25 protein-coding genes are annotated in these 25,291 nt (G+C 73.7%); 8 read left to right on the top strand and 17 right to left on the bottom strand.

Translation table 11 applies throughout. From position 1 onward, the window contains the following. The first annotated feature begins 114 nt into the window (after positions 1-114). On the top strand, positions 115-882 hold the full coding sequence (locus tag ACFT55_RS03035) for a GNAT family N-acetyltransferase (RefSeq protein WP_380241321.1): 768 nt from the start codon (positions 115-117) through the stop codon (positions 880-882). Positions 883-887: 5 nt separating this feature from the next. Here ACFT55_RS03035 and ACFT55_RS03030 read toward each other — a convergent pair whose 3' ends face one another. Further along, positions 888-1,406 (bottom strand): gamma carbonic anhydrase family protein, encoded by a 519-nt coding sequence (locus ACFT55_RS03030; RefSeq protein ID WP_380241319.1) that lies wholly within the window; start codon positions 1,404-1,406, stop codon positions 888-890. Positions 1,407-1,522: 116 nt separating this feature from the next. Here ACFT55_RS03030 and ACFT55_RS03025 point away from each other — a divergent pair, with 116 nt between their 5' ends. Beyond that, entirely contained in the window at positions 1,523-2,251 is a 729-nt protein-coding gene (locus ACFT55_RS03025) for a GTP pyrophosphokinase family protein (RefSeq protein WP_380241325.1), read from the top strand. Here ACFT55_RS03025 and ACFT55_RS03020 read toward each other — a convergent pair. From ACFT55_RS03020 to ACFT55_RS03000, 5 genes are all read right to left on the bottom strand, one after another. After that, entirely contained in the window at positions 2,235-2,900 is a 666-nt protein-coding gene (locus ACFT55_RS03020; RefSeq protein WP_380241317.1) for a hypothetical protein, read from the bottom strand. The genes ACFT55_RS03025 and ACFT55_RS03020 overlap by 17 nt on opposite strands. Before the next feature lie 141 nt (positions 2,901-3,041). Next, complete coding sequence (locus ACFT55_RS03015; protein ID WP_380241315.1) at positions 3,042-4,829, bottom strand: beta-galactosidase; 1,788 nt, start codon at positions 4,827-4,829, stop codon at positions 3,042-3,044. Between the two features lie 93 nt (positions 4,830-4,922). Then, entirely contained in the window at positions 4,923-6,266 is a 1,344-nt protein-coding gene (locus tag ACFT55_RS03010) for an ABC transporter substrate-binding protein (protein WP_380241313.1), read from the bottom strand. 68 nt (positions 6,267-6,334) lie between these two features. After that, complete coding sequence (locus ACFT55_RS03005) at positions 6,335-7,249, bottom strand: carbohydrate ABC transporter permease (protein ID WP_380241311.1); 915 nt, start codon at positions 7,247-7,249, stop codon at positions 6,335-6,337. Positions 7,250-7,252: 3 nt separating this feature from the next. Further along, the gene (locus tag ACFT55_RS03000; RefSeq protein WP_380241323.1) at positions 7,253-8,074 is read right to left on the bottom strand and encodes a carbohydrate ABC transporter permease; all 822 of its coding nucleotides are present in this window, start codon (positions 8,072-8,074) and stop codon (positions 7,253-7,255) included. A 249-nt stretch (positions 8,075-8,323) separates the two neighbouring features. Here ACFT55_RS03000 and ACFT55_RS02995 point away from each other — a divergent pair, with 249 nt between their 5' ends. Next, positions 8,324-9,373 carry a LacI family DNA-binding transcriptional regulator gene (locus ACFT55_RS02995; protein WP_380241309.1) on the top strand — a complete coding sequence of 350 codons (1,050 nt, stop codon included), beginning with the start codon at positions 8,324-8,326 and terminating at the stop codon, positions 9,371-9,373. A 57-nt stretch (positions 9,374-9,430) separates the two neighbouring features. Here the strand turns inward: ACFT55_RS02995 and arfB are convergent, their stop codons facing one another. After that, complete coding sequence (gene arfB, locus ACFT55_RS02990) at positions 9,431-9,868, bottom strand: alternative ribosome rescue aminoacyl-tRNA hydrolase ArfB (RefSeq protein ID WP_380241306.1); 438 nt, start codon at positions 9,866-9,868, stop codon at positions 9,431-9,433. 49 nt (positions 9,869-9,917) lie between these two features. On the opposite strand from arfB, the gene ACFT55_RS02985 reads away from it, so the two are divergent. Then, positions 9,918-10,823 (top strand): aminoglycoside phosphotransferase family protein, encoded by a 906-nt coding sequence (locus ACFT55_RS02985; protein WP_380241304.1) that lies wholly within the window; start codon positions 9,918-9,920, stop codon positions 10,821-10,823. 30 nt (positions 10,824-10,853) lie between these two features. On the opposite strand, the gene ACFT55_RS02980 is transcribed toward ACFT55_RS02985, so the two are convergent. The 7 genes from ACFT55_RS02980 to ACFT55_RS02950 all read right to left on the bottom strand — a co-directional run bounded on the left by ACFT55_RS02980 (position 10,854) and on the right by ACFT55_RS02950 (position 18,645). Continuing rightward, positions 10,854-11,336 carry a hypothetical protein gene (locus ACFT55_RS02980; RefSeq protein ID WP_380241302.1) on the bottom strand — a complete coding sequence of 161 codons (483 nt, stop codon included), beginning with the start codon at positions 11,334-11,336 and terminating at the stop codon, positions 10,854-10,856. Further along, positions 11,333-13,834, bottom strand: coding sequence for a molybdopterin oxidoreductase family protein (locus tag ACFT55_RS02975; protein ID WP_380241299.1), 2,502 nt, complete (start codon positions 13,832-13,834; stop codon positions 11,333-11,335). The genes ACFT55_RS02980 and ACFT55_RS02975 overlap by 4 nt, the downstream gene beginning before the upstream one ends. Positions 13,835-13,901: 67 nt before the next feature. After that, positions 13,902-14,159 (bottom strand): acyl carrier protein, encoded by a 258-nt coding sequence (locus ACFT55_RS02970; RefSeq protein ID WP_380241297.1) that lies wholly within the window; start codon positions 14,157-14,159, stop codon positions 13,902-13,904. Positions 14,160-14,313: 154 nt separating this feature from the next. Next, a complete protein-coding gene (locus tag ACFT55_RS02965; protein WP_380241295.1) occupies positions 14,314-15,624 on the bottom strand; it encodes an APC family permease in 1,311 nt (436 codons plus the stop codon). A 79-nt stretch (positions 15,625-15,703) separates the two neighbouring features. Beyond that, the gene (locus tag ACFT55_RS02960) at positions 15,704-16,747 is read right to left on the bottom strand and encodes an aromatic acid exporter family protein (RefSeq protein ID WP_380241293.1); all 1,044 of its coding nucleotides are present in this window, start codon (positions 16,745-16,747) and stop codon (positions 15,704-15,706) included. Between the two features lie 165 nt (positions 16,748-16,912). After that, positions 16,913-17,974, bottom strand: a complete 1,062-nt coding sequence (locus tag ACFT55_RS02955) for a glucose 1-dehydrogenase (protein ID WP_380241291.1) — start codon at positions 17,972-17,974, stop codon at positions 16,913-16,915. Further along, complete coding sequence (locus ACFT55_RS02950; protein ID WP_380241289.1) at positions 17,971-18,645, bottom strand: PAS and ANTAR domain-containing protein; 675 nt, start codon at positions 18,643-18,645, stop codon at positions 17,971-17,973. Before ACFT55_RS02950 ends, ACFT55_RS02955 begins: the two co-directional genes overlap by 4 nt. Before the next feature lie 511 nt (positions 18,646-19,156). On the opposite strand from ACFT55_RS02950, the gene ACFT55_RS02945 reads away from it, so the two are divergent. Continuing rightward, complete coding sequence (locus ACFT55_RS02945; protein WP_380241287.1) at positions 19,157-20,101, top strand: universal stress protein; 945 nt, start codon at positions 19,157-19,159, stop codon at positions 20,099-20,101. On the opposite strand, the gene ACFT55_RS02940 is transcribed toward ACFT55_RS02945, so the two are convergent. The 3 genes from ACFT55_RS02940 to ACFT55_RS02930 form a co-directional block, all read right to left on the bottom strand. Further along, positions 20,076-20,684 carry an HPP family protein gene (locus tag ACFT55_RS02940; protein WP_380241284.1) on the bottom strand — a complete coding sequence of 203 codons (609 nt, stop codon included), beginning with the start codon at positions 20,682-20,684 and terminating at the stop codon, positions 20,076-20,078. The two genes, ACFT55_RS02945 and ACFT55_RS02940, sit on opposite strands and share 26 nt — an antisense overlap. After that, positions 20,663-21,130: a hypothetical protein gene (locus ACFT55_RS02935; protein ID WP_380241282.1), complete on the bottom strand. Its 468-nt coding sequence runs from the start codon at positions 21,128-21,130 to the stop codon at positions 20,663-20,665. Before ACFT55_RS02935 ends, ACFT55_RS02940 begins: the two co-directional genes overlap by 22 nt. Before the next feature lie 68 nt (positions 21,131-21,198). Then, positions 21,199-22,227 carry an Acg family FMN-binding oxidoreductase gene (locus tag ACFT55_RS02930; RefSeq protein ID WP_380241280.1) on the bottom strand — a complete coding sequence of 343 codons (1,029 nt, stop codon included), beginning with the start codon at positions 22,225-22,227 and terminating at the stop codon, positions 21,199-21,201. A 321-nt stretch (positions 22,228-22,548) separates the two neighbouring features. Between ACFT55_RS02930 and ACFT55_RS02925 the strand changes: the two genes are divergently transcribed. The 3 genes from ACFT55_RS02925 (at position 22,549) to ACFT55_RS02915 (ending at position 25,259) form a co-directional block, all read left to right on the top strand. Continuing rightward, the gene (locus ACFT55_RS02925; protein WP_380241278.1) at positions 22,549-23,505 is read left to right on the top strand and encodes an Acg family FMN-binding oxidoreductase; all 957 of its coding nucleotides are present in this window, start codon (positions 22,549-22,551) and stop codon (positions 23,503-23,505) included. A gap of 138 nt (positions 23,506-23,643) precedes the next feature. Further along, entirely contained in the window at positions 23,644-24,687 is a 1,044-nt protein-coding gene (locus ACFT55_RS02920) for a universal stress protein (RefSeq protein ID WP_380241276.1), read from the top strand. After that, positions 24,684-25,259 carry a DoxX family protein gene (locus ACFT55_RS02915; RefSeq protein WP_380241274.1) on the top strand — a complete coding sequence of 192 codons (576 nt, stop codon included), beginning with the start codon at positions 24,684-24,686 and terminating at the stop codon, positions 25,257-25,259. Before ACFT55_RS02920 ends, ACFT55_RS02915 begins: the two co-directional genes overlap by 4 nt. The last annotated feature ends 32 nt before the right edge of the window (positions 25,260-25,291 follow it).

Here is a 25,291-nt window from a genome sequence, read left to right as displayed (position 1 = left end):
GTCTCCGGCCGGGGCGCCGCCGTGCGCGGCACACCTCACAGCACGCCCACGGCGAAACCGGCGTCGTGACGGCGCGGCGAGCGTCTAGGCTGCCACGGCCTGACAGGAGGACCGATGACCACCACGACCACCCCGACCGGCCCGACGGACGCGGCCCAGGCCCCCCGACCGGGACCGGCCCCGCAGCCGGCCTCCGCCGCATCCGAGTCCGTCCTGGACAACCCTCGCTGGTCCTCGCTCACCGGCGTGCACGCGCACCTGGCCGAGGGCAACGAGCTGGCGCTGCGCTATCCCCCCGACGTCTCGCCGTTCGCGGGCGTGCGCTCGTGGGACGAGCCGGACGTGTGGGACGCCGTCGTGGACCTCGTCGGCCCCGGCGCCGAGTTCCCGACCCCGCCCGCCGACGTCGCCCTGCCCGCGGGGTGGGAGCGGGTCGCCCTGCACCAGGGGGTCCAGCTCGTCGAGACCGAGGCGCTGCGCACCCGTCCCGACCCCGAGGCCGTGGTGCTCGGCGCCGACGACGTGCCGGACATGCTGGCGCTCGTCGAGCGGTCGCGGCCCGGACCCTTCCTGCCGCGCACCTACCTCATGGGCCGCTACGTGGGCGTCCGCCGCGAGGGCCGCCTCGTCGCCATGGCCGGCGAGCGGCTCCAGCCGACGGGCTGGACGGAGATCAGCGCGGTGACGACCGACCCGGACCACCGCGGCCAGGGCCTCGCCACGCGCCTCGTGCTCGACGTCGCCCACCACGTCCGCGAGCGCGGCGCACGGGCGATGCTGCACGCGGCGGGCGACAACGCCCACGCCATCCGGCTCTACGAGAACCTCGGCTTCCGCCTCCGCGGGCACACGACGTTCGGCGTCGTGCGCACCCCTTCCTGACGAGGTCAGCCCACCGAGCGCCGGTGCCGCTCCGCCAGCTCGCGGTACTCGATCGCGTTGCGACGGACGCGCTCGGCACCCTCGGGGTCGAGCTCCCCGCGGTCCTTGGCCGGCACGCCGACCGCCAGGTGGCCGGCGGGGATCTCCTGCCCCTCGCGCACGAGCGCCCCGGCCGCGACGAACGCGCCCTCGCCGACGACCGCGTTGTTGAGCAGGGTGGCACCCATCCCCACGAGGCTCCCGTCGCGGACGGTCGCGCCGTGGATGATCGCGCCGTGGCCCACGCCCACGCCGGCGCCGATCGTCGCGGGCACGCCCGTGTCGGTGTGGACCACGCAGTTGTCCTGGAGGTTGGAGCCCTCGCCCAGCACGATCGCGTCCATGTCGCCGCGCAGCACCGCCCCGTAGAACACGCTGGCGTGCGCCTCGATGCGCACGTTCCCGACGATCGTCGCCGTCGGGGCGACCCACGCCGTGGGGTGGATGTCGGGAGTGTGACCGTCGAAAGGAAGCACCGTCGCCATGCCCAGGACCCTACCGGGGCGCCGCGCCGTCTACCGTGGAGGGCGTGAGCCAGAACGTCGACAGCCGACCCGCGGGCGAGCCCGCCCCCGAGCACCACTCCCCCGAGGCCGCTGAGATCCGGACGCTGGTGGACCAGCTGCGACGGCTCGTGCTCACGTACAAGTTCGGCATCGACGAGGTCATGACCAAGATCTCGATCCTGCGCGACGAGTTCCGGCACATGCAGAACTACAACCCGGTGGAGCACGTGAGCTCGCGGCTCAAGTCGCTGGAGTCGATCGTCGCCAAGTGCCGCCGCAAGGGCATCCCCCTGACGCCAGAGGGCGTCCGCGAGCGGATGTTCGACGTCGCGGGCGTGCGTGTCACCTGCAGCTTCGTCTCAGACATCTACAAGGTGCGGGACATGCTGCTCAACCAGGCCGACCTCACGATCCTGGAGGAGCGCGACTACATCGCGCACCCCAAGGCCAACGGGTACAAGTCCCTGCACCTCATCGTGCAGGTGCCCGTCTACCTGTCGGACCGGGTGGAGGAGGTCGTCGTCGAGATCCAGCTGCGCACCATCGCGATGGACTTCTGGGCCAGCCTGGAGCACAAGATCTACTACAAGTACGCGCGCGACGTGCCCCGGCACCTCACCGACTCCCTCAAGCTCGCCGCCGACGTCGCCGCGTCCCTCGACAGCTCGATGGAGCGGATCCACGACGAGGTGAAGGCCATCGCCGGCGAGGACGAGCCGGTGGAGCAGCGCGACTCCCTGCTCACCCCCGAGGAGATGCTCCGCAACTTCTGGAGCGCCGCCGAGGTCGAGGGGGACGCCCTGCGCGTCACCCGCGAGGGCTGAGCGGCCCCGGACCCGCCTCCGCCGCGCGCCGCGACAGGAGCGCGGCCACGAGGAAGCAGCAGGCACCGACGAGCGTGCCCGTCGTCGACCACCACGGGCTGAGGTCCGCGTCCGTGCCCGGCGCGACGTACGCGCCCACCGCCGACGCCGCGAACGCGACCGACCCCGCCACGTTCAGCCAGGTGCCGTGCCAGGTCCGGGCGTCGCGGTCCCACAGCCGGCCCCGGTCCGCCGTCGCGACCAGGGCCAGGCCGCTCGAGACGAGGAACGCGGCCGAGCCGAACGCGTCCGGGCGCCACCCGGCGCCGACGTCGCCCGGGGTCGCGACGGCCGCCGCCAGCGCCATGGTGGTGCTCACGTTGAACAGCAGCGTGCCGAGCAGCTGCACCGCGGCGGACCACCAGTCCCACCGGTCCGCCGGCGCCGTGCCCGGCCCCGGCGGACGCCGGCCGCTGAGCGCGAGCTGCACCACGGCCGCCGCGGTGAACAGGACGGCGCCCACGACGAACGTCGCCCCGGTGCCGACGGCACCGGCCCACGCCGCGTAGGCGGGCAGCGCCCCGACGAGGAAGCAGACCGACCCCGCCGAGAAGCCCCATGCCTCGCGGCGCAGACGGCGCTCGCGGGTGCCCCGCGCGCTGGTCGCCATCGCACCACCCCACGTCGTGGCGAGGATCACCCTGCGCCGTGCTGCCCCCGGCGACGCGAGCCTACGTCCGCGCGGCGGGTCGCGCGGGGCGAGAGGAGCACGGGCGGCGCCTCACCGCCGCGTCGGGGGCCCTGATGGCGCTCAGGCCTCCGTCGGCCCGAGGTCGGGGGTCGCGACGAACCGGGCTCGTGGCGCGGCCGCGCCGTGCAGCTCGAGCAGCACCAGCTCGTTGCCGTCGGCGCGCAGCAGCGGGCCGGGCACGTAGAGGGTGCCGGTCGGGCCCTGGCTGGAGTACCGGCCCAGCAGTTCACCGTTGACCCAGGCGAGGCCGCGGGTCCAGCCGTCCAGACGCAGGAAGTGGTCGGCGCCCGCGACCGTCGAGAACGTGCCGCGGTGGAACGACGGCCCGGCGACCGGAGCGACGTCGTCGCCCGCCGGTCCCCAGTCGCCGTCCGCCAGGAGCGCCGGGGCGTCGTGGAGCCGCAGCGGCACGGCCTCCCAGTCGGTGAGCTCGCGGGTGGCGGTGCGCACCGTCCCGACGATCCCCTTGGCCTCGCCGATCCGGGCACCGTAGTTCACCCGCCCGCGGTCCTCGACGAGCAGGGTCAGCGTGCCGGCGCGCCGGGGCAGCGGCAGCGACCAGGCGTGGGTGGTGCGGTCCAGCACGCCCACCGGGTCGCCGTCGAGCGCCACGACGGCGCGGTCGCGCACCTCCTGCGCCACGAGGACCGCGTCGTCCGCCCGGACGCGCGTGCCGTACAGCACGAAGCCCGACCACTGCCGCAGGTCGTCCATGGTCGGGGGCTGCGCGGCCGACGTCCGCACGGGCCGCCCGGACACCCGGTCCAGGACGCCGTCGAGCGCCACGCGCCGGTCGAGGACGACGTCGAGCTCCGGGGCGGGGTGCGGCGGCGTCGGCACCTCGTCGGGCACGGGCGCGTGCTTCGCGATCACCGCGCGCAGGGCGTGGAACTTCGCGGTCGCCGCGCCGTGCTCGGACAGCGGGGCGTCGTAGTCGTACGACGTGGTGATGGGCAGGTACGTCCCCTTGTCGTTCGCCCCGTTGGTCAGGCCCAGGTTGCTGCCGCCGTGGAACATGTAGAGGTTGACCGACGCTCCCGCACCGAGCAGGTCGTCGAGGTCGGCGGCGGTGGCCTCCGGGGTGGTGACGTGGTGCTCCAGCCCCCACGAGTCGAACCAGCCGTCCCAGAACTCGGTGCACATCAGCGGCCCGGTGGGCTGGTGCCGACGCAGCACGGCCAGCCGCTCGAGGGACCGGGAACCGAAGTTCGCCGTCTTGTGCAGCTCGGGCAGCCCGCCGAGCGACAAGTGCTCGTCGTCGGCCTGGTCGCACGTGAACAGGGGCACGTCGATCCCCTGCGCGCGGGTCAGGTCGACCAGCGCGCGCAGGTAGCGCGCGCGCTCGTCGGTGGGGACGCCCGGGTAGGCGCCGTACTCGTTCTCCACCTGCACCAGGAGCACCGGGCCGCCGCGGGTCACCTGCCGCTCGGCGACGACCGGCAGCAGGTGGGCGTAGTACGTGCCGATGGCCGCCAGGAACGCGGGGTCGTCCCGGCGCACCCCGGCCCGGCCGTCGGCGAACAGCCACGCCGGCAGCCCGCCGCCGTCCCACTCGGCGCAGATGTACGGGCCGGGTCGCACGATCGCGTGCAGTCCTTCCGCAGCCACGAGGTCGAGGAAGCGGCCCAGGTCGCGGCGCCCGGTGAGGTCGAACTCGTCGGGCTGCGGGGCGTGGAAGTTCCACGGGACGTACGTCTCGATGGTGTTCAGCCCCATCAGCCGCGCCTTGCGGACCCGGTCGGCCCACTGGTCGGGATGCACGCGGAAGTAGTGCAGCGCTCCGCTGACCACCTGGAAGGGGCGTCCGTCGAGCAGGAAGTCGCGCTCGCCGATCTCGAACGTGGGCATGGGGTGACGAGGCCTTTCGTGGCGGGGGTGCGCGGCGGGCGCAGGGCGGCGGCGGGGCGCGCTCCGCCCCGCCGCCGGGTCACGCGGTCGGGCTCACTTGTTGACGGTGAAGCCCTGGCCGTTGCCGTACGTGACGGACTGCTCCTGCCAGGCGGCGAGGCCGTCGGTCAGCGTCGTGCCGGAGACGTACGCCTGGCCCACCGTGTCGTTGAAGACGGAGTTCGCGTAGACCTGGAAGGGCAGGTACTGCCAGCCGTCCACCACGTGGGCGGCGGAGTCGGCGAGCACCTCGTTGATCTTCTGGCCGCCGAAGTACTCCGAGGTGGTGCCGCGGAACGCGTCCGACTCGAGGTCCGCCGTCGTCGCGGGGAACGCGCCGCCGTCGATCCGGGTCTGCACGCCGTCGCCGTGCGTGGCGTAGTCGACGAAGGCGTAGGCGAGCTCGGCGTTCTTGCTGGCGGCCGGCACGGTCAGCGAGGACCCGCCGTTCTCGGCCGACGCGTGCTGCCCGGCCTCCCACTGCGGCATCTCGGCGACGCGCCACTTGCCCTTGCCCTGCGGCACCCCGGACTCGAGGTTGGCGGGCATCCACGCCCCGATGGTCAGCGAGGCGATGGTGCCGTTGCCCAGCCCCTGGTACCACTCGTCGCTCCAGGAGCCGACGGGCGCGAGCAGGTCCTCGTCGAGGATCTGCTGCCAGACGTCGGTGAACGTCTTCGTGCCCTGGTCGCCCGCGAAGTCGACGGTCACGTCGGTGCCGTCGACCTGGTACGGGTGCCCCCCGGCCTGCCAGATCATGCTCGTGGTGAACCCGGCGTCGCCGATGTCGTTGGCGATGTACGCCTTCGGGTCCTTCGCATGGATGGTCCGGGCCGCCTCGAGGTACTCCTCCCAGGTGGTGGGCACGTCGACGCCGTACTTGTCGAAGACGTCCTTGTTGTAGAAGAGCGCCATCGGGCCCGAGTCCATCGGCAGGCCGTACACGCCGTCGCCGCTGTGCACGGCGTTCCACGGGCCGGTGCTGAACGTGCCGTCCAGGTCGCTCGCGCCGAGGGGTCCGAGGTCGGTCAGCGCCTCGGAGATGGCGAACTGCGGCACGGCGTAGTACTCGATCTGCGCGACGTCGGGCACGCCGTCGCCGGCGGCGATCGCGTTCTGCAGGGCGGTGTACTCGTCGTTCGCGGTACCGACGTTCTCCAGGTTCACCGTGACGTTCGGGTACTTCGCCTCGAAGTCCTTTACGACGCCCTCGAGCGTGGGCTCCCACGCCCAGACGGTGATCTCGCCGCCCTTCTCCAGCACCGAGGCGGTGTCCACGGGGGCGGCGTCGCCGCCGCCAGGGCCGCTGTCCTCGCCGGAGCCGCAGGCGGCCAGGCCGAGGGCCAGCACCCCGGCGAGGGCGGTGCCACGGATCAGGTGGCGGGATCGTGCGTTCATGGGTGTCCTCACTTCATCGTCAGACGGGTGTCACGGAAGGTCGTGCGAGGGGCAGGGCGGACGAGCCGTCATTCCTTGACGGACCCGGCCGCCAGGCCGGACTGCCAGTAGCGCTGCAGCAGCAGGAAGGCGGCCACGAGGGGCAGGATCGTGAGCAGGGCACCGGTGATCACGAGGTTGAAGATCGCCTCGCCGCCGGCGGTCGCGGCCTGCGCGTTCCACGCGTTGAGGCCGAGCGTCAGGGGGTACCAGGAGGAGTCGCGCAGCATGATCAGCGGCAGGAAGTAGTTGTTCCAGGTGGCGACCATGGTGAACAGGAGCACGGTGACGATCCCCGGCGCGAGCAGGGGCAGGCTCACGCGGAAGAAGGTGCGGAACTCCCCCGCGCCGTCGATCCGGGCGGCCTCGAGCAGCTCGCCCGGCACGGCCTCGGCGGCGAAGGTCCACATGAGGTAGAGCCCGAACGGCGAGATCAGCGACGGGATGATGACCGCCCAGGGCGTGTTCGTCAGGCCCAGCTGGCTGAACATGAGGAACGTCGGCACGGCGAGCGCCGTGCCGGGCACGGCCACCGCGCCGATCACGAGGGCGAACACCCCCCGCTTGCCGGGGAAGTCGAACTTCGCCAGGGCGTAGCCGCCCAGGACGGCGAGGAAGGTCGCGCCGCCCGCGCCGACGACCACGTACAGGACGGTGTTGGCGAACCAGCGCACGAAGACGCCGTCGTCGTAGGTCAGCGTGGCGGTGACGTTGTCCCACAGGGAGAAGGAGTCGCCGAACCAGAGCCCGAACGAGGAGAACAGGTCGGCCTGCGTCTTGGTGGCGTTGACGAGCAGCCACACGAGCGGCACCAGCGAGTACACCAGCACGACGGCGGTGAGCACGGTGAGCAGGGTGCTGCGCCGAGGACGGGCGACGGAGTGGTGGCGCGGGGTGCGCAGGCGCGGGGCGGGCCGGGCGGGGGCGGCGGTCAGCGTCGACACGGGTCACGGCTCCTTGCGCATGCCGCGCAGCTGGACCACGTAGGCGATCACCATGGTGATCAGGCCCATGATGATGGCCACGGTCGCGGAGTAGTTGTACTGCTGCCCGGAGAACGACAGCGAGTAGGCGTACAGGTTGGGGGTGTACGACGTGGTGATGGCGTTCGGCGCCAGCGACTTGAGGATGCTCGGCTCGTTGAAGAGCTGGAAGCTGCCGATGATCGAGAAGATCGTGGCGATGACGAGCGCGCCACGGATGGCGGGCAGCTTGATGGCACCGATGACGCGCCACTGGCCGGCGCCGTCGATCTCCGCCGCCTCGTACAGCGAGTGCGGCACCACGCGCAGCGCGGCGTAGAAGATCAGCATGTTGTAGCCCACGAACTCCCAGGTCACGATGTTGCCGATCGAGGCCAGCACGAGGTCGGGCGACAACGGGTTCGGCAGGTGGGTCCCGAGGGCGTCGTTGAGGTTGCCGACCAGGCCGAACCGGGTGCCGTACATGAAGCCCCACATGAGCGAGGCGACGACGGCCGGCACGGCGTAGGGCATGAAGATCGAGATGCGGAAGAAGCTCTTGCCGTAGAGGCGGCCGCTGTCGATGGCGAGCGCCACGAGCAGCGCGACGCCGAGCATGATCGGCACCTGCACCAGGAGGAACAGGGCGACACGGCCCAGCCCCTCCCAGAACTGCGGGTCGGCGAGCGCCTGCGCGTAGTTGTCGAGGCCCACGAACGTCGTGCCGCCCACCATCTGCGTGCGGAACACGGACAGGTACAGCGAGTAGACGATCGGCGCCAGGAACACGAGCGCGAACACGAGCATGAACGGGCCGACGAACGCCCACCCGGTCCAGCGCCGACTGCTGCGGCGCAGCACGGGCACGGTGGGCGGCGAGGATGCCGGAGCGACAGCGGTCACGGAGCAACTCCCAGGGTGCGGGCCGAATGTTTACGTAAACATCCTGGCCGCATTAGAGTGTCGCGAGGCGGCGGGAGATGTCAAGCCCCGCCGTCCGACCTGCACGGCGACGCCGCCGACGCGGGCGACGGCCGAGGTCACGAGAGGGCAGGGATGGTCGACACGAACGGTGCGCCCCAGGCGCAACCCCGCGGCCGCTCGCGGACGGCACCGTCGATGGCGGAGGTCGCCGCGCTGGCCGGCGTCTCCTCCCAGACCGTCTCGCGCGTCTCGATGGGGCTGGACAACGTCCGGCCGGCCACCCGCGAGCGCGTCCTCGCCGCGATGGCGGAGCTCGGTTACGCCCCCAACACCGCCGCCCGGGCGCTGCGCTACGGCAGCTTCCGGACCATCGGCGTGATCGCGCACCGCCTGGCGCGCACGGGCGAGTCGCGCACCGTCGAGGCCGTGGTCGAGGCCGCGCGCGCCGAGGGCTACACCGTGACGATCGTCGACGTCGAGAGCCCCTCCCCCGACGACGTCTCCGCGGCCGTCGCCCGGCTGTCCCACCAGGCCATCGACGGGCTCGTCATCGTGCGCGCCGAGTCGGCCACCCCCGACACGCTCGCCCTGCCCGCCCAGCTGCCCGTGGTCGTGTCCGACTCGCGGTTCGTCGGGACCCACCCCGCCGTGCGCGCCGACCAGACGGAAGGCACCCGGCTGGCCGTCCAGCACCTGCTCGACCTCGGGCACCGCACCGTGCACCACGTCGCCGGGCCCGACGACTCCCTGCCGGCGCAGAGCCGGATCGACGCCTGGCGCGCCACGCTGCAGGAGGCCGGGCGGCAGGTCCCCGAGCCGCTGCACGGCGACTGGTCCGCGCGGACCGGCTACGCCGCCGGTGCGACGCTCGCCGCCGACCCCGACGTCACCGCCGTGTTCTGCGCGAACGACGAGACGGCCGCCGGCGTCCTGCACGCCCTGCACGAGGCGGGTCGGCGGGTCCCGGACGACGTGTCCGTCGTCGGGTTCGACGGCATCACGCTCGCCGAGCACCTGTGGCCGCCGCTGACCACGGTGGAGCAGGACTTCGCACGCATCGGCAGCAGCCTCGTCGACCTGCTGCTGCGCCAGGTGCGCGACGGCGTCGACCTCAGCGGCACCCACGAGACCGTGCCCGTGCACCTGACCGTGCGGCAGAGCACCGGCCCCGCGCCGCGGTAGGCCCCCTCAGCCCCTCGGCCTGCTCGGCGCGGCCGCCTCGGTCCGGGTGCGGACGCCTCAGTCCAGGGGCGGGCGGCGCATCTTCTTGACCCCTGCGCGCCGCTTCTTGGCGTCGATGCGGCGAGCGACGGAGCCGCGGGTCGGGCGCGTCGCACGCCGGTGCGGCCCCGGGGGCGCGAGCGCGTCGGCGACAAGCGCAGCCAGCCGCGTCCGCGCCACCTCGCGGTTCCGCAGCTGCGCGCGGTGCTCGGACGACGCCACGGTGAGGACCCCGGACACGAGCCGGCGCCCCAGCCGCTCGACGAGGCGCGCACGCTGCGCGTCCGTCAGCGCCCTGGAGGCGGCGACGTCCCACGACAGCTCCACCCGCGAGTCCGCGGTGTTCACGCCCTGGCCACCTGGCCCGGACGACCGGGAGAACCGCCACGTCAGCTCGGGCTCGGGGACGACGAGCGCGGAGGTCACGCGCAGTCCGGGGCGGGGGTCACGGGGCACCCGGCCATCATGCCTGGCCCGGCCGCCGCCGGCGCTACCCTGGCTGCCCATGACCGAGCCCGAGTCCGAGTCCGAGGTCACCGCCGACCTCGTCCGTGCCCTGCTGCGCGAGCAGCATCCCGACCTGGCCGAGCTGCCCGTGCAGGAGGTCGCGGGCGGCTGGGGCAACCAGATGTGGCGCCTCGGGGACGACCTGGCCGTCCGGATGCAACGGATGGACACCTCCGCCGACCTGCAGCTCAAGGAACGGCGCTGGTTGCCCGTCCTGGCCCCGCGTCTGCCGCTCGCGGTGCCGCGGCCGGTGCGGGACGGTGCGCCGTCCGCGCGGTTCCCCAAGGTCTGGACCGTGATGACGTGGGTCGCGGGCACGCCGCTGGACCAGGGCCGGATCACGCGCGGCGACCACGCGGCCGACACGCTGGCCGCCTTCCTCGCAGCGCTGCACGTGGAGGCACCCGTCGAGGCCCCCGGCGCCTCGGACTTCGGCGCGCACCCCCGGGAGTGCACCGACGGGTTCGAGCACTTCCTGCGTTCCGTCGACCTCGACGGCGTCGCCGAGGTCGACGTCCGCGCGGTGTGGCAGGACGCGGTCGCAGCTCCCGCGTGGGACGGCCCGCGGGTCTGGGTGCACGGGGACCTGCACCCCGCGAACGTCGTCGTGCGCGACGGCACCCTCGCGGGCGTCGTCGACTTCGGCGCCCTCTTCGCCGGCGACCCGGCCTGGGACCTGGCGGCCGCGTGGCTGCTGCTTCCCGCAGGCGGCGCCGCCCGGTTCTTCGAGGGCTACCCGCGCGCGGACGAGGCGACCGTCCGCCGGGCTCGCGGGCTCGCCGTCATGAAGAGCCTGTTCCTCCTGCTGATGGGGCAGAACGGGGACCGGGGACTGCCCGGCGGCAAACCGGAGTGGGGTCCCGCAGGCAAGGCGTCCCTGGCACGGGCCCTGGCGGGTCGCTGACCGGGCACCGGCGGGACGGGGACCGGCCGGTCAAGCCAGGAGCGCCTGGGTCGACAGGACCTTGATCTGCGCGTTCGCCCAGCGCAGCTGGCGCAGCGTCTGCGGGTGGCACTGCTGGCAGACGGCGAGGAGGTCGGGGTCCCGGGCGCCTTGCGCGGCCTGCGCGACCATCTCCCACTCCGTCGAGACGCCGTAGGCCTTCATGGCGGTCTCGCGCAGGTCGCGGAGCACCAGCAGCTCCCCCGACCGCATGCGGCCCACCAGCTCGCTGCCCTGCTCGAGCAGGCGGCGCGCCCCGTCCGCCCGGTCGCGCGGCTCCGGGTCGAGCTCCTGTCCGTAGCGGTGCGCGATCGCGGCGACCGCCCGCACGTGGTCCTGCGACCAGCGCGCGAGGAGCTGGCCGGTGTGGAACAGCTCCTGGTCCGCCTGGTGCCGCGCGGCGACCCGCAGCAGCTCGTGCGCGAGGTCGTCCTCGGACGCGTGCAGCCCGCGCAGCGCCAGCCCGATCTTCATCGTGCTCCGTCCGTCGTCGCGGAGAGGTCCTCGTCGCTGAGGGCGCGGACGCCGCCGGCGGTGGGCGGCACGTCACCGGCGACCGGCGCGGAGCCCGTGGTGGTCGGCGCGGCGGACGGCGACCCGTCCCCGCCGCGGAGCCTGCGGACCGCGGCCGCGGCCGTCTTGAAGAGGGGCTGCTTGGAGGCGGGGTCCCAGGCCGTCATGGTGAGCTCGTTCGCGGCGCGGCCCGGTGGTTCGCCCGGCCTGCCATCAGACCCTGCACCCGACCCTGCACCGGGCCCTGCGGAGCCGAGGTCCCAGTACCCGTAGTGGAAGGGCAGGAAGGCGACGCCCGGGCGGATGCCGCTCACCCGCACGCGAGCCTCGACCCTGCCGCGGGGCGTGGTCACCTCGGCGAGGTCGCCCTCCGCGAGGCCGTACGTGCTCGCGTCGGTGGCGGAGAGCTCGACCCACACGTCCGGCGCGGCGTCCTGGAGCTGAGGGGCCCGCCCCGTCTTGGTGCGCGTGTGGAAGTGGTAGAGCGTGCGCCCGGTGATCAACCAGAGCGGGAAGTCCTCGTCGGGCTCCTCGACGGGCGGGAGGTACTCCGCCGCCTTGAGCACGGCCTTGCCGTCCGGGTTGAGGGCACGGTACTCGGTGGGTTCGAGCGGGGCGCCCGTCACCAGGTCGCGCCCGTAGCTCTCGCACCGGTCCGGGTCGGCCCAGAACGCGCCGTCCGCGTACAGGCGCTCGGTGCCGTCGGGCGCGTCGTCGGTGCACGGCCACTGGATGCCGCTGCCACCCCGGAGCTTCGCGTACGACAGGCCGGAGTAGTCGCAGAGCCGACCCCGCGAGCACTCCTTCCACGCCTCGAAGGCCGCCTCCGGCCCGGTCCACGGCACGAGGGGTCGCCCGTCCTTGTCCTGCAGGTCCATCCGCCGTGCGAAGTCGACGAAGATGTCGAGGTCCGGGCGCGCCTCCCCGGGCGGGTCGACGGCCTTCTCGGACAGGTGGACGGTGCGGTCGGCGTTGGTGAACGTCCCGGTCTTCTCGCCCCAGGTCGCGGCGGGCAGGACGACGTCGGCCAGCTGTGCCGTCTCCGACAGGAATGCGTCCTGGACCACCAGGAACAGCCGCTCCTGGGACAGCACGGACCGGATCCGCGCGAGCTCGGGCAGCGAGACGGCCGGGTTGGTCGCCTGCACCCAGAGCATCCGCACCGACCCCTCCTCCGCGTACCGCATCATCTGCATGAGGTGGGTGGGCGGCCCGTAGTGCGGGATGTCCGCCGGATCGACGTTCCACACGCGCGCGAGGTCGGCCACGTGCGCGTCGTTCGACCAGTTGCGGAACCCGGCCAGGTCGCCGTCGGCGCCGCACTCCCGGGTGTTCTCCGCCGTCGGCTGGCCGTTCATCTGCAGGATCCCGGCCCCCGGCCGCCCGAGCATGCCGCGCACGACGTGCAGGTTGTTCACCTGCACGGCGGCGGCCGTCGCCTGGTGCGACTGGTAGAACCCCTGCAGCACCGTGGACAGCAGCCGCTCGGCCGTGCCGACCAGGCGGGCGGCGGCCCGCAGGTCGTCCGCCGCGACGTCGCAGATCCGGGCGACCACCTCGGGCGGGTAGTCCGCCACCTGCCGCTCCAGTTCGTCGAACCCGACGGCGTGCGCGTCGACGTACGCCCGGTCGACCCACCCGTGTGCGATCACTTCGTGGAGCAGCCCGTTCATCAGCGCGACGTTGGTGCCCGGGCGGGGCGCGAGATGGACCGTGGCCGCGCGGGCGACCGGGGTCGCGCGCGGGTCCACGCACAGGACCTGCGGGGGCCGTGGGCCCGCCAGGCGGTCGAGCACCCGGGACCACAGCACCGTCTGCGTCTCGGCCACGTTGTGCCCGAAGAGCGCGATGGCGTCGGCATGGTCCACGTCCGTGTAGGAGCCGGGCTGCCCGTCGCAGCCGAACGACTCCTTGAGCGCCTCGGCCGCCGTCGCCGTGCACAGCCGGGTGTTGCCGTCGACGTGGTTGGTGCCGATCCCCCCGTGCGCGACGAGCGCCAGCGTGTAGTACTCCTCCAGGAACAGCTGACCGGAGGTGTAGAAGCCGATCGCGGAGGGACCTTGCTCGTCGAGGAGGGACTGCGTCCGGCCGACCACCCGGCCCATCGCCTCGTCCCACGTCGCCTCCACGAGACGGCCGTCGCGGCGCACGAGCGGCCGCGTCAGCCGGTCCGGGGAGGCGTTCGCCTGCCACCCGAAGAGGTCCTTCGGACCCAGGCGACCGTGGTTCACGCGGTCGACGGCCCTCCCCCGCACCCCCACGATGCGGCCGTCCTTCACCGCGATGTCGAGGCCGTCCCCGTTGGAGTGCAGCAGCGTCGCGGACTGCACCCAGCGGTCGACGTCGCCGGGCGAGACGCCGTCGTCGAGGAACGTGTCCACCCGGGTGGGCCACGGCTCGCCCGGGCCGTAGGGGGTCCGGGTCCCCCACGGCTCGGCGATCCGGTCGGTCGAGACCACCGTGTCGTCTCCTTCCTGCGACGTGCGTGCGCTCAGGTCTGCGGCATCTCCCCGTCGGTCAGGTCGGTCAGGCCGTGCCGCCCTGCGGCGACGTCGCCGACGTGCCGCCGTCCCCCGTGAGCTCGGCGATGAAACGGTGGCACTGCTGGGCACGCGCCGAGTCCTCGGACATCACCCGCTCGAAGAACTCCGCGATGTCGTCCTTGCCCGCGTTGCGGGCGTCGCGGACGTACTGCCCGTAGTCGTGGCCCGCCTTCAGCGCGTGGTACTGCACCGAGATCAGGTCGTAGGTGACGTCGTCGAATCCAGTCTCTCCGGTCGCCATGATGGTTCCTCCGCTCGCCGGGCTGCCGGCGCTCGGCCGCCGGGACTCGGCGGCAGGGTGCGGCCCCCTGCTGGACCTCCTCCCACCGTGCCAAGACGGGCCGTGCTCGCAACTCCCGGCCCACCGGGCGTGTTCATCGGCCGCGTCGGTACGGCTAGGCCCGGGCCCGCATCGTGCGACGCGTGACGAGGAAGACGACGACCCCGACCGCGAGCAGCGCGGCCGCCAGCAGCCAGTGCTGCGCCTCCTGCTGGGTGAGGAGCAGGAGGCACGAGGCGACCGCCAGCACGGGCAGGACGGTCGGGGCGCGGAAGTGGTCGTGCTCGACGTGGTCCCGGCGCAGCACCAGGACGGCGACGTTGGTCGAGAGGAACACGAAGAGCAGGAGCAGGACGACGGTCGAGGCCAGGTCGACCAGCTCTCCCGTCGCCGCGAGGACGACGGCGACCGCCGTGGTCGCCAGGATCGCGACGCCCGGCGTGCGCCGGCCGGGCAGCACCCGGCCGAGCGCCGCGGGCAGCAGGCCCTGGTGCGCCATCCCGTAGGCGAGGCGGCTCGTCATGATCATGGTGAGCAGGGCGCCGTTGGCGACGGCGACGAGCGCGACGACCGCGAACAGCTCCGGCGAGACGAAGCCGGCGACGCGGACCACCTCCAGCAGCGGTCCGGAGGACTCGGCGAGCTCGGACGGGGCGACGACGGCGGGGGCCACGAACCCGAGGAGCACGTACACGGCCCCGGCGGTCGCGAGGGCTCCGAACAGCGCGCGCGGATACACCCGGGAGACGTCCCGGACCTCCTCGGCCAGGTTCGCGGACGTCTCGAAACCGACGAACGAGTAGAACGCCACCAGCGCGCTGCCCAGCACGGCCAGGCCCACGGTGGAGTCCTCGGGCGGGGTGAACGCCCCGCTGAGGTCCGCGTCGCCGCGGCCGATCACCCACGCACCCAGGACGATGACGAGCACGAGGCCGGCGGACTCGATCACCGTCATCACGACGTTGGCGCGCAGCGACTCCTTGATGCCCCACGCGTTGACGAGCGCGACGACCAGCAGGAACACGACGGCGGCGGGCACCTGCGGGACGTCGAGGAACGCGGCCAGGTACTCGCCGGTGAAGGCCAGCGACAGCCCGGCGGCGCTCACCATGCCGGCGGACAGCATGCAGAACCCGACCAGGAACGCGACCAGCGGGCTGCCGTACGCCTTCTCGGCGAACACGGCCGAGCCGCCCGCCCGGGGGTACTTCGTGACGAGCTCGGCGTAGGAGAAGGCCGTCAGCATCGCCATCGCCAGCGCGACCAGGAAGGACAGCCAGACGAGGCCGCCGGCGTCGCCCGCCATCTCCCCGATGAGGGCGTAGACGCCGGCCCCGAGCACGTCGCCCAGGATGAACAGGTACAGCAGGGGCGCGGTCACCGCGCGGCGCAGGCCGGTCGACCCGGTGGTGGCTGTGCTCGTCATCGGGCGAGTCTGACGGCACCCCCTGGTGCACGCTCGCCGACGCGGCGCCAGCCCAGACGAGCCCGGACCCCTGCCGCCGTCAGCTCTGCAGGACCTGGGCACCGCGTCGCAGGACGACGACGAGCGCGCTCGCCACCAGGTGGTCGTCGCCGCCCGACCGTGCGCTCGCCCGGCGCACCTCGTCGCGGAGCTCGTCGACGGCGTGGTCGAACCGCTCCGCCGCGGTCGGGTGGGAGACGTCGGCCGCGGCCTGCGGGTCGTCGTAGCCGGGGGCCCGCAGGGCAGCGGTGAAGGCGCGGAGCGTCGCGGCGAGCTCCGGACGCAACCGGGGTCCCAGCGGGACCTGCTCCCGGTCGGCGACCTCCCAGCCAGCGAGGAGCCGCACGAGCTCGTCGACCACCTCTGCCGTCGTGACGAGCACCTCGGCGCGACGCGCCTGCGTCGTGACCCGGTCGCCGTAGCGCCGTGCGCGCAGGTTGCCGCGCCTCGCCTCACCGGTGCGGGTGACCGCCCCCCGCGCCCCCTCGACGGTCGGCCACAGCGCGCGCCGTCGACGTTCCCACTCCTCGGGCTCGAGCGGTCCCTTGTCCTCGAGCCAGCCGGCGAGGTCGTCGAGCTCCCCCACGAGCGAGTCGCGCAGCGCGTCGAGCGCGACGTCGGACGGCGTGAGCAGCAGCGGCGGCAGCACGAAGTTGACCCCGATGCCGATGGCCGCGCCCACCACCACCAGGCCGGCGTACGCGCCGATGTACTCGGTGCTCTCCCCCTGGCCGAGGATCAGCACGAAGATCGCCGAGTTCGCCACCCACGACCCCATCTCCCCGAGCACGCGCCAGCCCGCGCACAGCAGCGCCACGCCGACCACGACCGCGATCGACAGGGCGTCCGGCGGCAGCACGGCGTCCGTGCCGACGGCGATCGCCGCACCGAGCAGCAGCGCGCCGACGGTCTGCACCGACTCACGCACCGACCGCGCCAGCGTGCTCGTCGTCGCGACGACGGCCCCCAGCGGCGCGTAGTACGGGAACTCGGACCACGGGGCGGGCATCAGCGTCCCCACCACCCAGGCGAGCGCCGCGGCGACCGCCCCGCGCAGCGCCATGGACAGACGCGGGTGCAGCACCCAGGCACGATGCCACCGCTCGCGGACCTCACCCGCCGGGAGTCCGCGCTCTGGCACCAGCACCTCCTGGGAAGACGACGACAGCTCCACGCCATCGTGGCCGCTGTGCCCCTGGTCGCAAGCGGGACGCGGTCTGTCAGGGTCGGGTGCCGATCCTGACCGCGATCACGCCCCGGCGTCTCGGAGGTCGATGGCGACCTTGATGTCGTCGTCGTGCGCGGTGAACGCCTCGGTCGCGTGCTCGAGGGGCACCCGGCGGGTCACGAGGCGACGCAGCCAGCCGACGTCGGCTCGTCCGAGCGCCTGCACGGCGCCGCGGTAGTGGTCGACGTTGGCGTTCACGGAGCCCACGACCGCGTCGTTCTCCAGGACGAGCTCGCGGTTCACGGCGCCCGCGTCGATGCGCAGCCGACGGCCGGCGGAGGTGACGCTCGTCAGGCAGGTGACGCCATAGGTCCCGGTGGCCGCGATCGCGTCGAAGACGACCGAGGTGGCTCCGGTCGCCTCGATCACGACGTCGGGGCGGATCCGCGCGGCGACCTCGTCGACCGGGTCGTCGTGGTAGGTGGCGCCCAGGTCGGCCACGATGCCGGGCTTGGGTCCGTCCGTGGCCCGGTCGAGCACGTGCACCTCCAGGCCCTGCTGCACGCCGAGCATGGCCGCCAGCAGGCCGATCGGCCCCGCTCCGGTCACGAGCGCCGTGCGCGGCTCGAACCATGCGCGCGACCCCACGGCCTGCACCTGCTGCCATGCCTTCACCACGACCGTGGTCGGCTCGAGCAGCATCCCGACGTCCTCGAGCGCGGGGTCGAGGCGGACCGCGAAGCGTGGGTCGACCGCCCAGCGCTCGCTCGCATAGCCGTCGAGCTCCTTGATCCCTCGCTCGGTGTACCGGCCGTTGCGACACATGTCGAACTGTCCCCGGGCGCAGGCCCCGCACGGCTCGGGGTCGGGGCGGCGCACCACCCCGACGACGAGGTCGCCCGCCGTGAACCCGCTGCCCTCCGGCGCGCTGCGGACCCGGCCCAAGGACTCGTGGCCGAGGACGAGCCGGTCCCGCCCGGGCGGTGGTGCACCGTACTCGCCGGCGGCGATCTCGCGGTCCGTGCCGCAGACGCCCACGGCGATGCCGTCGACGAGCAGCTCCCCGTCGGCGGGCCGAGGCTCGGGCACGTCCGTGACCGCGAGCGAGCCTTCCTTCTGCGGCACGATGGTCAACGCCCTCATCGGGCCTCCTCGTCGTCGGACGGTGCGCCCGCTACCTGGCGCAGCAGCTCCGCGACCACCGAGGCGTCGCCATCGCCGTCGCCGTCGGTGAGGTGATCGACGATGTCGTGGGCGAGCGCGCGGAGCGGCACGTTCGCCAGGTTGGACGCCCGACGCAGGACGTCGAACGCCTCGTCGATGCCGACCCCCAGGACGTGCGCCAGGATCCCCTTGGCCTGTTCGATCGCGGCGCGGTTCGCCGCTGACGCGCGGATGCTCGCGCTGGCGCGGGCGTCGGCCCGCAGGGCGACGGGGGCGGTCATGTCGACGAAGAATCCCGTCAGCTCGGTCACGTCGCCGGCGCCGCCGTCGTGCCGCCCTTCCCCGACGATCGCGAGGGTGCGTTCCGTGCCGCTCGCGTCCATGATGCGGTGCACGCTGGCGAACGGTTCGCCGGAGACCCGCGCGTGCTCGAGGACCCGGCGGACGTGGTCCCGGTCCTCCGGGTGCTCGTGCGCCAGCAGCAGCGCCGTGGTCGGGACCACGTCGCCCGGCTCGAAGCCGTGGATGCGGAACGCCTCGTCCGACCACCACCACCGGTCGGCAGCCACGTCGTACCGGTACCGGCCGATGCTGCAGCGCGCACCCCGCGACAGACCCTGCCCGACCGGTGCCAGTCGTTCCGTCGTCATCGTCCGTCCTCCACTCGCGTGGGTGACCCCGGCAGGCCGCGTCTTGGCCCGTTCATGACAGTAGCCCCACGGCGCCGACCGTGGCCACGGTGCGCGGCACGCGGGCGGGGGCGAGCTCGTCCAGGCCGCCCCCACCCCGGTCGTCTCGGCCGGGCGGGCTGACGGCACAGGGTCCTCGGACCGGGTCACGTCAGGTACTGCGGCCCGCCCGCGGGGGGCCAACGGCACTGTCCGCGAGGCCCCGGCAGTGCCACCGTGGAGGTGTCGCACCCGCCCGTGACCTGCGCGGTGCAGCAGCACCGCACGGCTGACGGACGACCTCGAGCGGAGAGGACACGACCGTGGACGAGCGAGAGCAGGACCGCCCACCACGCGTGACCGCGACCGGACAGGGGACGACCTCGACGTCGAGGTCGGGGCATCCCGTCGACAGCGCCGTCGACGCTCCCCAGGTCCCTGACGACGTGCGGTCGGCCGCCTGGCCGTCCCGACCCTCAGGAAGGACCACGCCATGAACGCCGCCGAACACCCGGCCACGGTCGTCGTCGCCGTCGACGGGACGGAGCGCAGTGCCGGCGCCGTCCGGTACGCCGTCCACGAGGCACGACGACGCAGGACGGACCTGCGGGTCGTCCACGTCGCTCCTGCCACGTTGCCGGTGGGAGGCTCGATGCCGTACATGAACTATCCGCGCGAAGCCCTCGTCGACGTGGCGCGGGAGATCCTCGACAAGGCGGTCGCCGCCGCGCGGGAGTCCGCACCGGACCTCCGCGTGGACGGGGTGCTGCGCCAGGGCCGGCGGGTGGCCGAGCTCGTCGCCGCCGCCGCGCCGGGCAGTCTCCTGGTGCTGGGCCGTGAGACCCGGCACGGGATCGACCGGGTGTACGTCGGGAGCACCACCGCGGGCGTGGCCGCGCGCGCGACGGTGCCCGTCGCCGTCGTCGACCGCGACTGGCAGCCCTCGGAGCGCGGCCGCGTCCTCGTCGGCGTCGAGCCCGCGTCGGCAGAGGTCCTGGCGTACGCGTTCCCGCTCGCCGCCGCCAGGCACGCGCTGCTGCAGGTGAGGCACGTGTGGAAGGTGCCCGACCCCTATGCGGCCCTGGACCGCGAGCGGGCCGTGACCGGGGAGTGGGTCGTGGCGGCCACCCGGCTGCTCGAGTCGACCGTGGCCGACTGGCGGGACAGCTTCCCGGACGTCGAGGTCGAGATCGGCGTCGTCCCCGGCAGGCCGGCCCAAGAGCTCGTCGACGCCGCCGCGGGCGCGGACGTCCTGGTGCTCGCCCGGCGCCGGCGTGACCTCGAGCACCTGGGGCGCCTCGGCCCGACGACGCGAGCCGTTCTCGGGCACGCCGGCACCCCGGTGGAGGTCGTCCCGCTGACTGGCGTCCCGAAGCACGCGCCGCTCGTGCTGGAACGCTTCGGCGAGGTGCTCAAGAGCTGGCCGGAGAGTCTGTGACCACCGCGCGGACCCCCGCGACGGTCCGCGCGAGCGACGACCCCAGCCGGAGGTCCGCGGCGGAGCCGCCGACCAGGCGCACGGTGCCGTCCTCGACCGCGCACGTGCACCCGTCGAGGCCGGCGCCACGCAGCTGAGCCGTCACGTCGGCGGCGATCTGGGCGTCGGTGCGCGCGAGCGCGCGGACGACGTCGCTGCGGCTGAGCATCCCCACGACACGCGCACCGAGGACGACGGGCACGGAGTGGATGCCGCGGGCGAGCATGGTGCCGACGAGGCTCGCGACGTCCTGGTTCGGCACCGCGGTGACCACCGGGCGCGTCATCACGTCTCCGACCCGGACGGTGGGCCACGGGAGCCCGCGGTCCCCTGCGGCGTCCCGGCGCAGCGTCGACCTGGGGTCCCGGGCGACGCCGCTCGCCAGCAGGTCCCCCTCGCTGACGATCCCGACGAGACGGCCGTCGTGGTCGACGACGGGCATGGCCGTGATCGCCCGGTCGCCGAGAGCGCGCAAGGCGTCCTCGGCCCGGTCGTCCGGCCCGATGGTGGCGACGGCGGTGGTCATGATGTCGGCGGCCAGCACGGTAGACCTCCTGCCGGTTCGTGGACGGGCGGAAGGGCCCGTCCTGCACGCCAGGCTCGGCAGCCGCCGGAGGTCGGCCCGGACCACTGCACGAGCCAGCGACGCATCTGCGCCATGTCCCGCTGGAAGGCGCGGTCGAGGTCCTCGCCCGAGAGCCTGGTCAGGTCGCGCATCATCGGCCGGTACTGCGCCACGGGCTGCTCGGGATACCACTGCCGGAGCCAGCTCTGCATCTGCCGGACCTGCTGGCCCTGGACCGCGACGTCGCCGCGCCGGGTGCCGCCGGCACCCGCCGGTGGCCCGAGCATGCCCCCTCCCGCGCGGGCCGGGACCATCATGGACTGCGACGTCCACCCCGTCCCCGCGTCGTGAGGGGCCGCGACCAGGAGCCCGAGGACGAGGCCCCCGCCTGCCAGGACGATCGCGCACGCGAGCGCGAGGACCACAGAGATCCCGCCGCGGGAACGCCCATCGTGTGGAGTCCCGTGGCGTGAAGATCCATCGTGCGACCACCTCATGAGGACCTCCCGGTCCGGTCCTCGTCCCGGTCCGGCGCCGCACCCTGGTCGTGGGACCCGTGAGAGCCCGCGCGGATCACGTCGTCGGGCTCGCGGCGCGGCGTGAAGGGCGCTCCCGAGCCGTACCGGAACCGCAGCAGCACCTGCGCACGGGAGTCCAGGTGGAACGCCCGCTCGACCTCGGCACGCGTCGCGGGGTTCTCCAGCACGCGTGTCGCGAAGGATGCCTGGATCCCACGTGTCGTGGCGACCAGGAGCATCCGTTCCAGGGCCTGGCCCACGACCAGCCAGTGCCGCGGCCCGTCCTGCGGGGTCGTGAGGAGGGCGCTCGTCGCGCCGGTCTCGAAGGTGCGCGCCCCGCTGGCGACGTCGCGGTCGAGGGAGTGCTGATCGACGACGGACTCCCGGAACCACCCGCCCATCGCGTCGACGGGCACCCCGTCGACACGGTCGCGGGAGACACCGAGCCAGCTCCGGTCCTGCGCGAGCAGGGCGTCGTCGCCGAGCGCGAGCGCCTCCGCCCTGCGCATGGCCGACACCAGGCGGCCTCGGGCCGCGTCGTGCGGGCCGAGGAAGACGACGTCGGCGTGCTCGAGCACGACGGCCCGGCGCAGTCGCTCGACGTCGGGGCTCTGCAGCGGCCGCGCGGCCGCACCGCCACGGACCGTGCGACGGCTCGTGAGGGCACGGAAGAGGGCCGGGTCGAAGGTGCTCGGCGCACCGCGGTCATCGAGCGTGACCCGCGCCGCCAGCAGGAGGTCGTCAGGGTCGGGCGAGAGCTGGACGTGCGCGTCGAGGCCCTCGTGCGCCGCACCCACGCGCAGGTTCAGCAGGAATGCTCCGCAGCTGATGAACATCTCCCGCCCCTGCGGGTCGCAGCGGTCCAGCTGCCGGGACGGGTCGGCGCGCACCGTGAGGTGGCCGTGGTCCTCGACGCGCACCGACCACGGCTGCGTGTTGTGGACGCTCGGCGCGCGGCAGCCCGCTGCGACGATCCGCGCGATGCGCTCGTCCCTCGTGGTCATCGGACCTCGTCTCCGGTCGTGCTGCCGGGATGTCCCCCATGCATCACCGTGCGAGCCCGACGGCGGACCGACCAGAGGCGAAGGTCCCGCCGCCGCGGGGTCCTGCCGCCGCCGCCAGGCCGCCCGACACCGCCCGTCGCCTGAGGTCACGGCGGGACTGGCGCGGGACCGATGGACCAGGCGGCCCGGGCCGTCCTGCCCTACCGGGGACGCCTTGTGCCCTGGTCTGCTGGCGAGGTGGCGCCGCCACTCCCCGGCGGCGCCGCCCCGATCGTCGCCCGACGGCCGGTGCCGGCCGAGCGCTGCGAGGACGGTGGGGTCATGGAGCTCCTCGATGCCAGGATCGAGCGGATCCTGCGGGCGGGTGCGCACGCGCCGAGCGTGCACAACACGCAGCCGTGGCAGGTCACGGTCCGGGGCAACCGCATCACGGTGCGTGCCGACCCGGCGCGGCAGCTGCGCCACAGCGACCCGCACGGGCGCGAGATGCTCATCAGCTGCGGCGCGTTCCTGTTCAACGTCCGGATGGCGGCGCGGCGCGAGTCGCTGACGCCGGTGCTCACCGTGCTGCCCGACCGCGAGGACCGCCTCCTCGTCGCGACGATCGAGCTCCTGCCGGGCCTCGAACCCGACATCGACGAGCTCGAGCTGGCCGTGGCGATCGCCCGCCGTGCTACGACGCGCAGCCCGTTCGACGACCAGCCGCTGGACGCCGACGTCCTGCAGGCGATGCAGGTCGCGGCGCACGACGAGGGCGCGCTGCTGCGTCTCGTCCAACCGTCGGAACCCGTCCGGGCCAAGGTGATGTCCCTGGTGCGGCGCGCCGAGGCGCTGGCCGCCGAGGACGCGACGGCCCGCGACGAGGAGAAGGCCTGGACGGCGGTGCCGTCCGACCGCCGCGACGGCATCCCGCAGGACCTGCTCGGCCCGTGGACGTTCGACGACCAGGCACCGGTCCGCCGGTTCCTCGCCAGCGCCGGCAACGCCCGGTTCGAGCAGCGTTCGACGATGGCGGTCCTCGTGACCGCCGGCGACACGCCCCGCGACTGGGTCGCGGCCGGCCAGGCCCTCGAACGTCTGCTGCTGGTGGCCACCACCTACTTCGTCCGCGCGTCGTTCGCGACCACCGTGCTGGAGAACCCCACCACCCGCCACGACCTGCGGCAGGCGCTCTCCCTCGACGCGCCGCCGCAGATGCTCATGCGCCTCGGGTACGGCACCACGCCCCCGCGCACCCGGCGCCGCAGCGTCGACGACGCGATCTCGACCGACACCTGAACCGACGGTGGTCCCCGGGACCGTGGTCCGAACGTCCCGGGCCGGAGGTGGCGCATGGCCCTGACGACGGCGCCACGACCGGAGCACCGTGGAGACCGCAACGACGCCCACGACCACGCCAGGGACCGGAGCACCACCATGAGCACCACACCGAGCGCCACACCGCCGCACACACCCTCGGACCGCCCGATCGTGGTCGGCATCGACGGGTCACCGGAGTCCGCGCGGGCCCTGGCCTTCGCCGTGCGCCAGGCGGAGCGTGACGGCTGCTCCGTGTGGCTGATCGACGCGATCCACGAGATCGTCCCGGTCGGCCCGATGCTGCCGCTGATCAGCGGTGAGCCCCTCGTCGACGTCGGGCACCAGCTCCTCGCCGACGCCCGGGACCGGGTGGAGGAGCTGTCGGACGGCACGGTCGGCACGCGGCTCCAGGTGGCTCTCGGTCCTGCGGTCGACGTCCTCGCGGCTGCCGGGGAGCGAGCCCGCCTCGTCGTGCTCGGGCATCGCACCACCTCGGTGGTCGAGCGGATGTTCACCGGCAGCACCACGTTCGGCGTCGTCGCTCGCGCACTGTGCCCGGTGGTGAGCGTCCCGCGCGACCTGGTCCGGAAGCCCGGCTCGCACCACGTCGTGGCGGCGATCGACGGGTCGCGCTCCTCGGCCGAGGTGCTGGAGCACGCGTTCGCCCTCGCCGCCCAGCGGGACGCGCGGGTCGAGATCGTGCACTGCTGGCGGCTGGACCCCTTCTACAGCTACCTGGTCGACGAGTGGTCGGTCCAGCAGGAGTGGGGCGTCCAGGCGCACGACATCATCGACGGCCTGATCGAGGCGGCCGCCCGCGCGCACCCCGGCGTGGCCCACGAGAGCAACGTCGAGTACGCCAACGTCGCCGACACCCTGGTGCGCTGGTCCGACGGCGCCGACCTGCTGGTCATGGGCCGGCACGGGGGCGGTGCCCTGGGCTCGCGGATGGTCGCGGCCGTGCTCGGCAGCGTGACCCGGGCGGTGCTCCAGCACGCGCGATGCCCCGTCGAGGTCGTCCCGCCCCGTCCCCTCGCCGAGGTGGCGGACGAGGTCGCCACGGTGGACCGGACGCGGTCGGCCGCCGTCACCAGCTTCGTTTCCCCAGCCCGTGCCGCCGCACCTGTCGGTGGCCTGTCATCAGGAGGCACGTCATCATGAGCACGTTCCAGAGCCGCCACGAGACGCCGGTGGCCGCGTCCGCGGGCACGGTCGGCGAGAGCACGACCGGGACCTCCCCTGCCGCACGGCGAGCGTTGCGCTACGTCGGCGCCGTCATCCGGATCTGCCTCGGGTGGATCTTCCTGTGGGCCTTCCTCGACAAGCTCTTCGGCCTCGGCCACGAGACACCGCCCGAGGGCGCCTGGCTCGACGGCGGACAGCCCACCGCGGGCTTCCTCGGCCACGCGACCGCCGGACCGTTCGCCGACCTCTACCAGGGCCTCGCCGGCCAGGCGTGGGTCGACTGGGTCTTCATGATCGGGCTCCTCGGGATCGGGGTCGCCCTCATCCTCGGGATCGGCATGCGGATCGCCGCCGTGGCCGGGGCGCTCATGCTCGTGCTGATGTGGTCCGCCGTGCTCCCGCCGGCGAACAACCCCTTCATGGACGACCACCTGATCTACGCGCTCGTCCTGATCGCCCTCGCGCTCGGTGATGCCGGACGCACGCTCGGCCTGGGTGCCTGGTGGCAGCAGACGTCCCTGGTCCGGCGCTGGCCCGTCCTGGTGTGAGGGGGCGCGAGGGTCCCCCCGCCTCCGAGGGC

This window comes from Isoptericola sp. NPDC057191, assembly GCF_042670225.1.
GTDB lineage: Bacteria > Actinomycetota > Actinomycetes > Actinomycetales > Cellulomonadaceae > Isoptericola.
Note: the sequence above shows the minus strand (reverse complement) of the source record. Positions and strands in the feature narration are given on the sequence as shown.

Bases quoted from the DNA above. Each gene is read 5' to 3' on its own strand.
- ACFT55_RS03035 (WP_380241321.1), top strand. From the start codon at position 115: ATGACCACCACGACCACCCCGACCGGCCCGACGGACGCGGCCCAGGCC.
- ACFT55_RS03030 (WP_380241319.1), bottom strand. From the start codon at position 1,406: ATGGCGACGGTGCTTCCTTTCGACGGTCACACTCCCGACATCCACCCC.
- ACFT55_RS03020 (WP_380241317.1), bottom strand. From the start codon at position 2,900: ATGGCGACCAGCGCGCGGGGCACCCGCGAGCGCCGTCTGCGCCGCGAG.
- ACFT55_RS03015 (WP_380241315.1), bottom strand. From the start codon at position 4,829: ATGCCCACGTTCGAGATCGGCGAGCGCGACTTCCTGCTCGACGGACGC.
- ACFT55_RS03010 (WP_380241313.1), bottom strand. From the start codon at position 6,266: ATGAACGCACGATCCCGCCACCTGATCCGTGGCACCGCCCTCGCCGGG.
- ACFT55_RS03000 (WP_380241323.1), bottom strand. From the start codon at position 8,074: ATGCTCGTGTTCGCGCTCGTGTTCCTGGCGCCGATCGTCTACTCGCTG.
- ACFT55_RS02995 (WP_380241309.1), top strand. From the start codon at position 8,324: ATGGTCGACACGAACGGTGCGCCCCAGGCGCAACCCCGCGGCCGCTCG.
- ACFT55_RS02985 (WP_380241304.1), top strand. From the start codon at position 9,918: ATGACCGAGCCCGAGTCCGAGTCCGAGGTCACCGCCGACCTCGTCCGT.
- ACFT55_RS02980 (WP_380241302.1), bottom strand. From the start codon at position 11,336: ATGAAGATCGGGCTGGCGCTGCGCGGGCTGCACGCGTCCGAGGACGAC.
- ACFT55_RS02970 (WP_380241297.1), bottom strand. From the start codon at position 14,159: ATGGCGACCGGAGAGACTGGATTCGACGACGTCACCTACGACCTGATC.
- ACFT55_RS02965 (WP_380241295.1), bottom strand. From the start codon at position 15,624: ATGACGAGCACAGCCACCACCGGGTCGACCGGCCTGCGCCGCGCGGTG.
- ACFT55_RS02955 (WP_380241291.1), bottom strand. From the start codon at position 17,974: ATGAGGGCGTTGACCATCGTGCCGCAGAAGGAAGGCTCGCTCGCGGTC.
- ACFT55_RS02950 (WP_380241289.1), bottom strand. From the start codon at position 18,645: ATGACGACGGAACGACTGGCACCGGTCGGGCAGGGTCTGTCGCGGGGT.
- ACFT55_RS02945 (WP_380241287.1), top strand. From the start codon at position 19,157: ATGAACGCCGCCGAACACCCGGCCACGGTCGTCGTCGCCGTCGACGGG.
- ACFT55_RS02930 (WP_380241280.1), bottom strand. From the start codon at position 22,227: ATGACCACGAGGGACGAGCGCATCGCGCGGATCGTCGCAGCGGGCTGC.
- ACFT55_RS02925 (WP_380241278.1), top strand. From the start codon at position 22,549: ATGGAGCTCCTCGATGCCAGGATCGAGCGGATCCTGCGGGCGGGTGCG.
- ACFT55_RS02920 (WP_380241276.1), top strand. From the start codon at position 23,644: ATGAGCACCACACCGAGCGCCACACCGCCGCACACACCCTCGGACCGC.
- ACFT55_RS02915 (WP_380241274.1), top strand. From the start codon at position 24,684: ATGAGCACGTTCCAGAGCCGCCACGAGACGCCGGTGGCCGCGTCCGCG.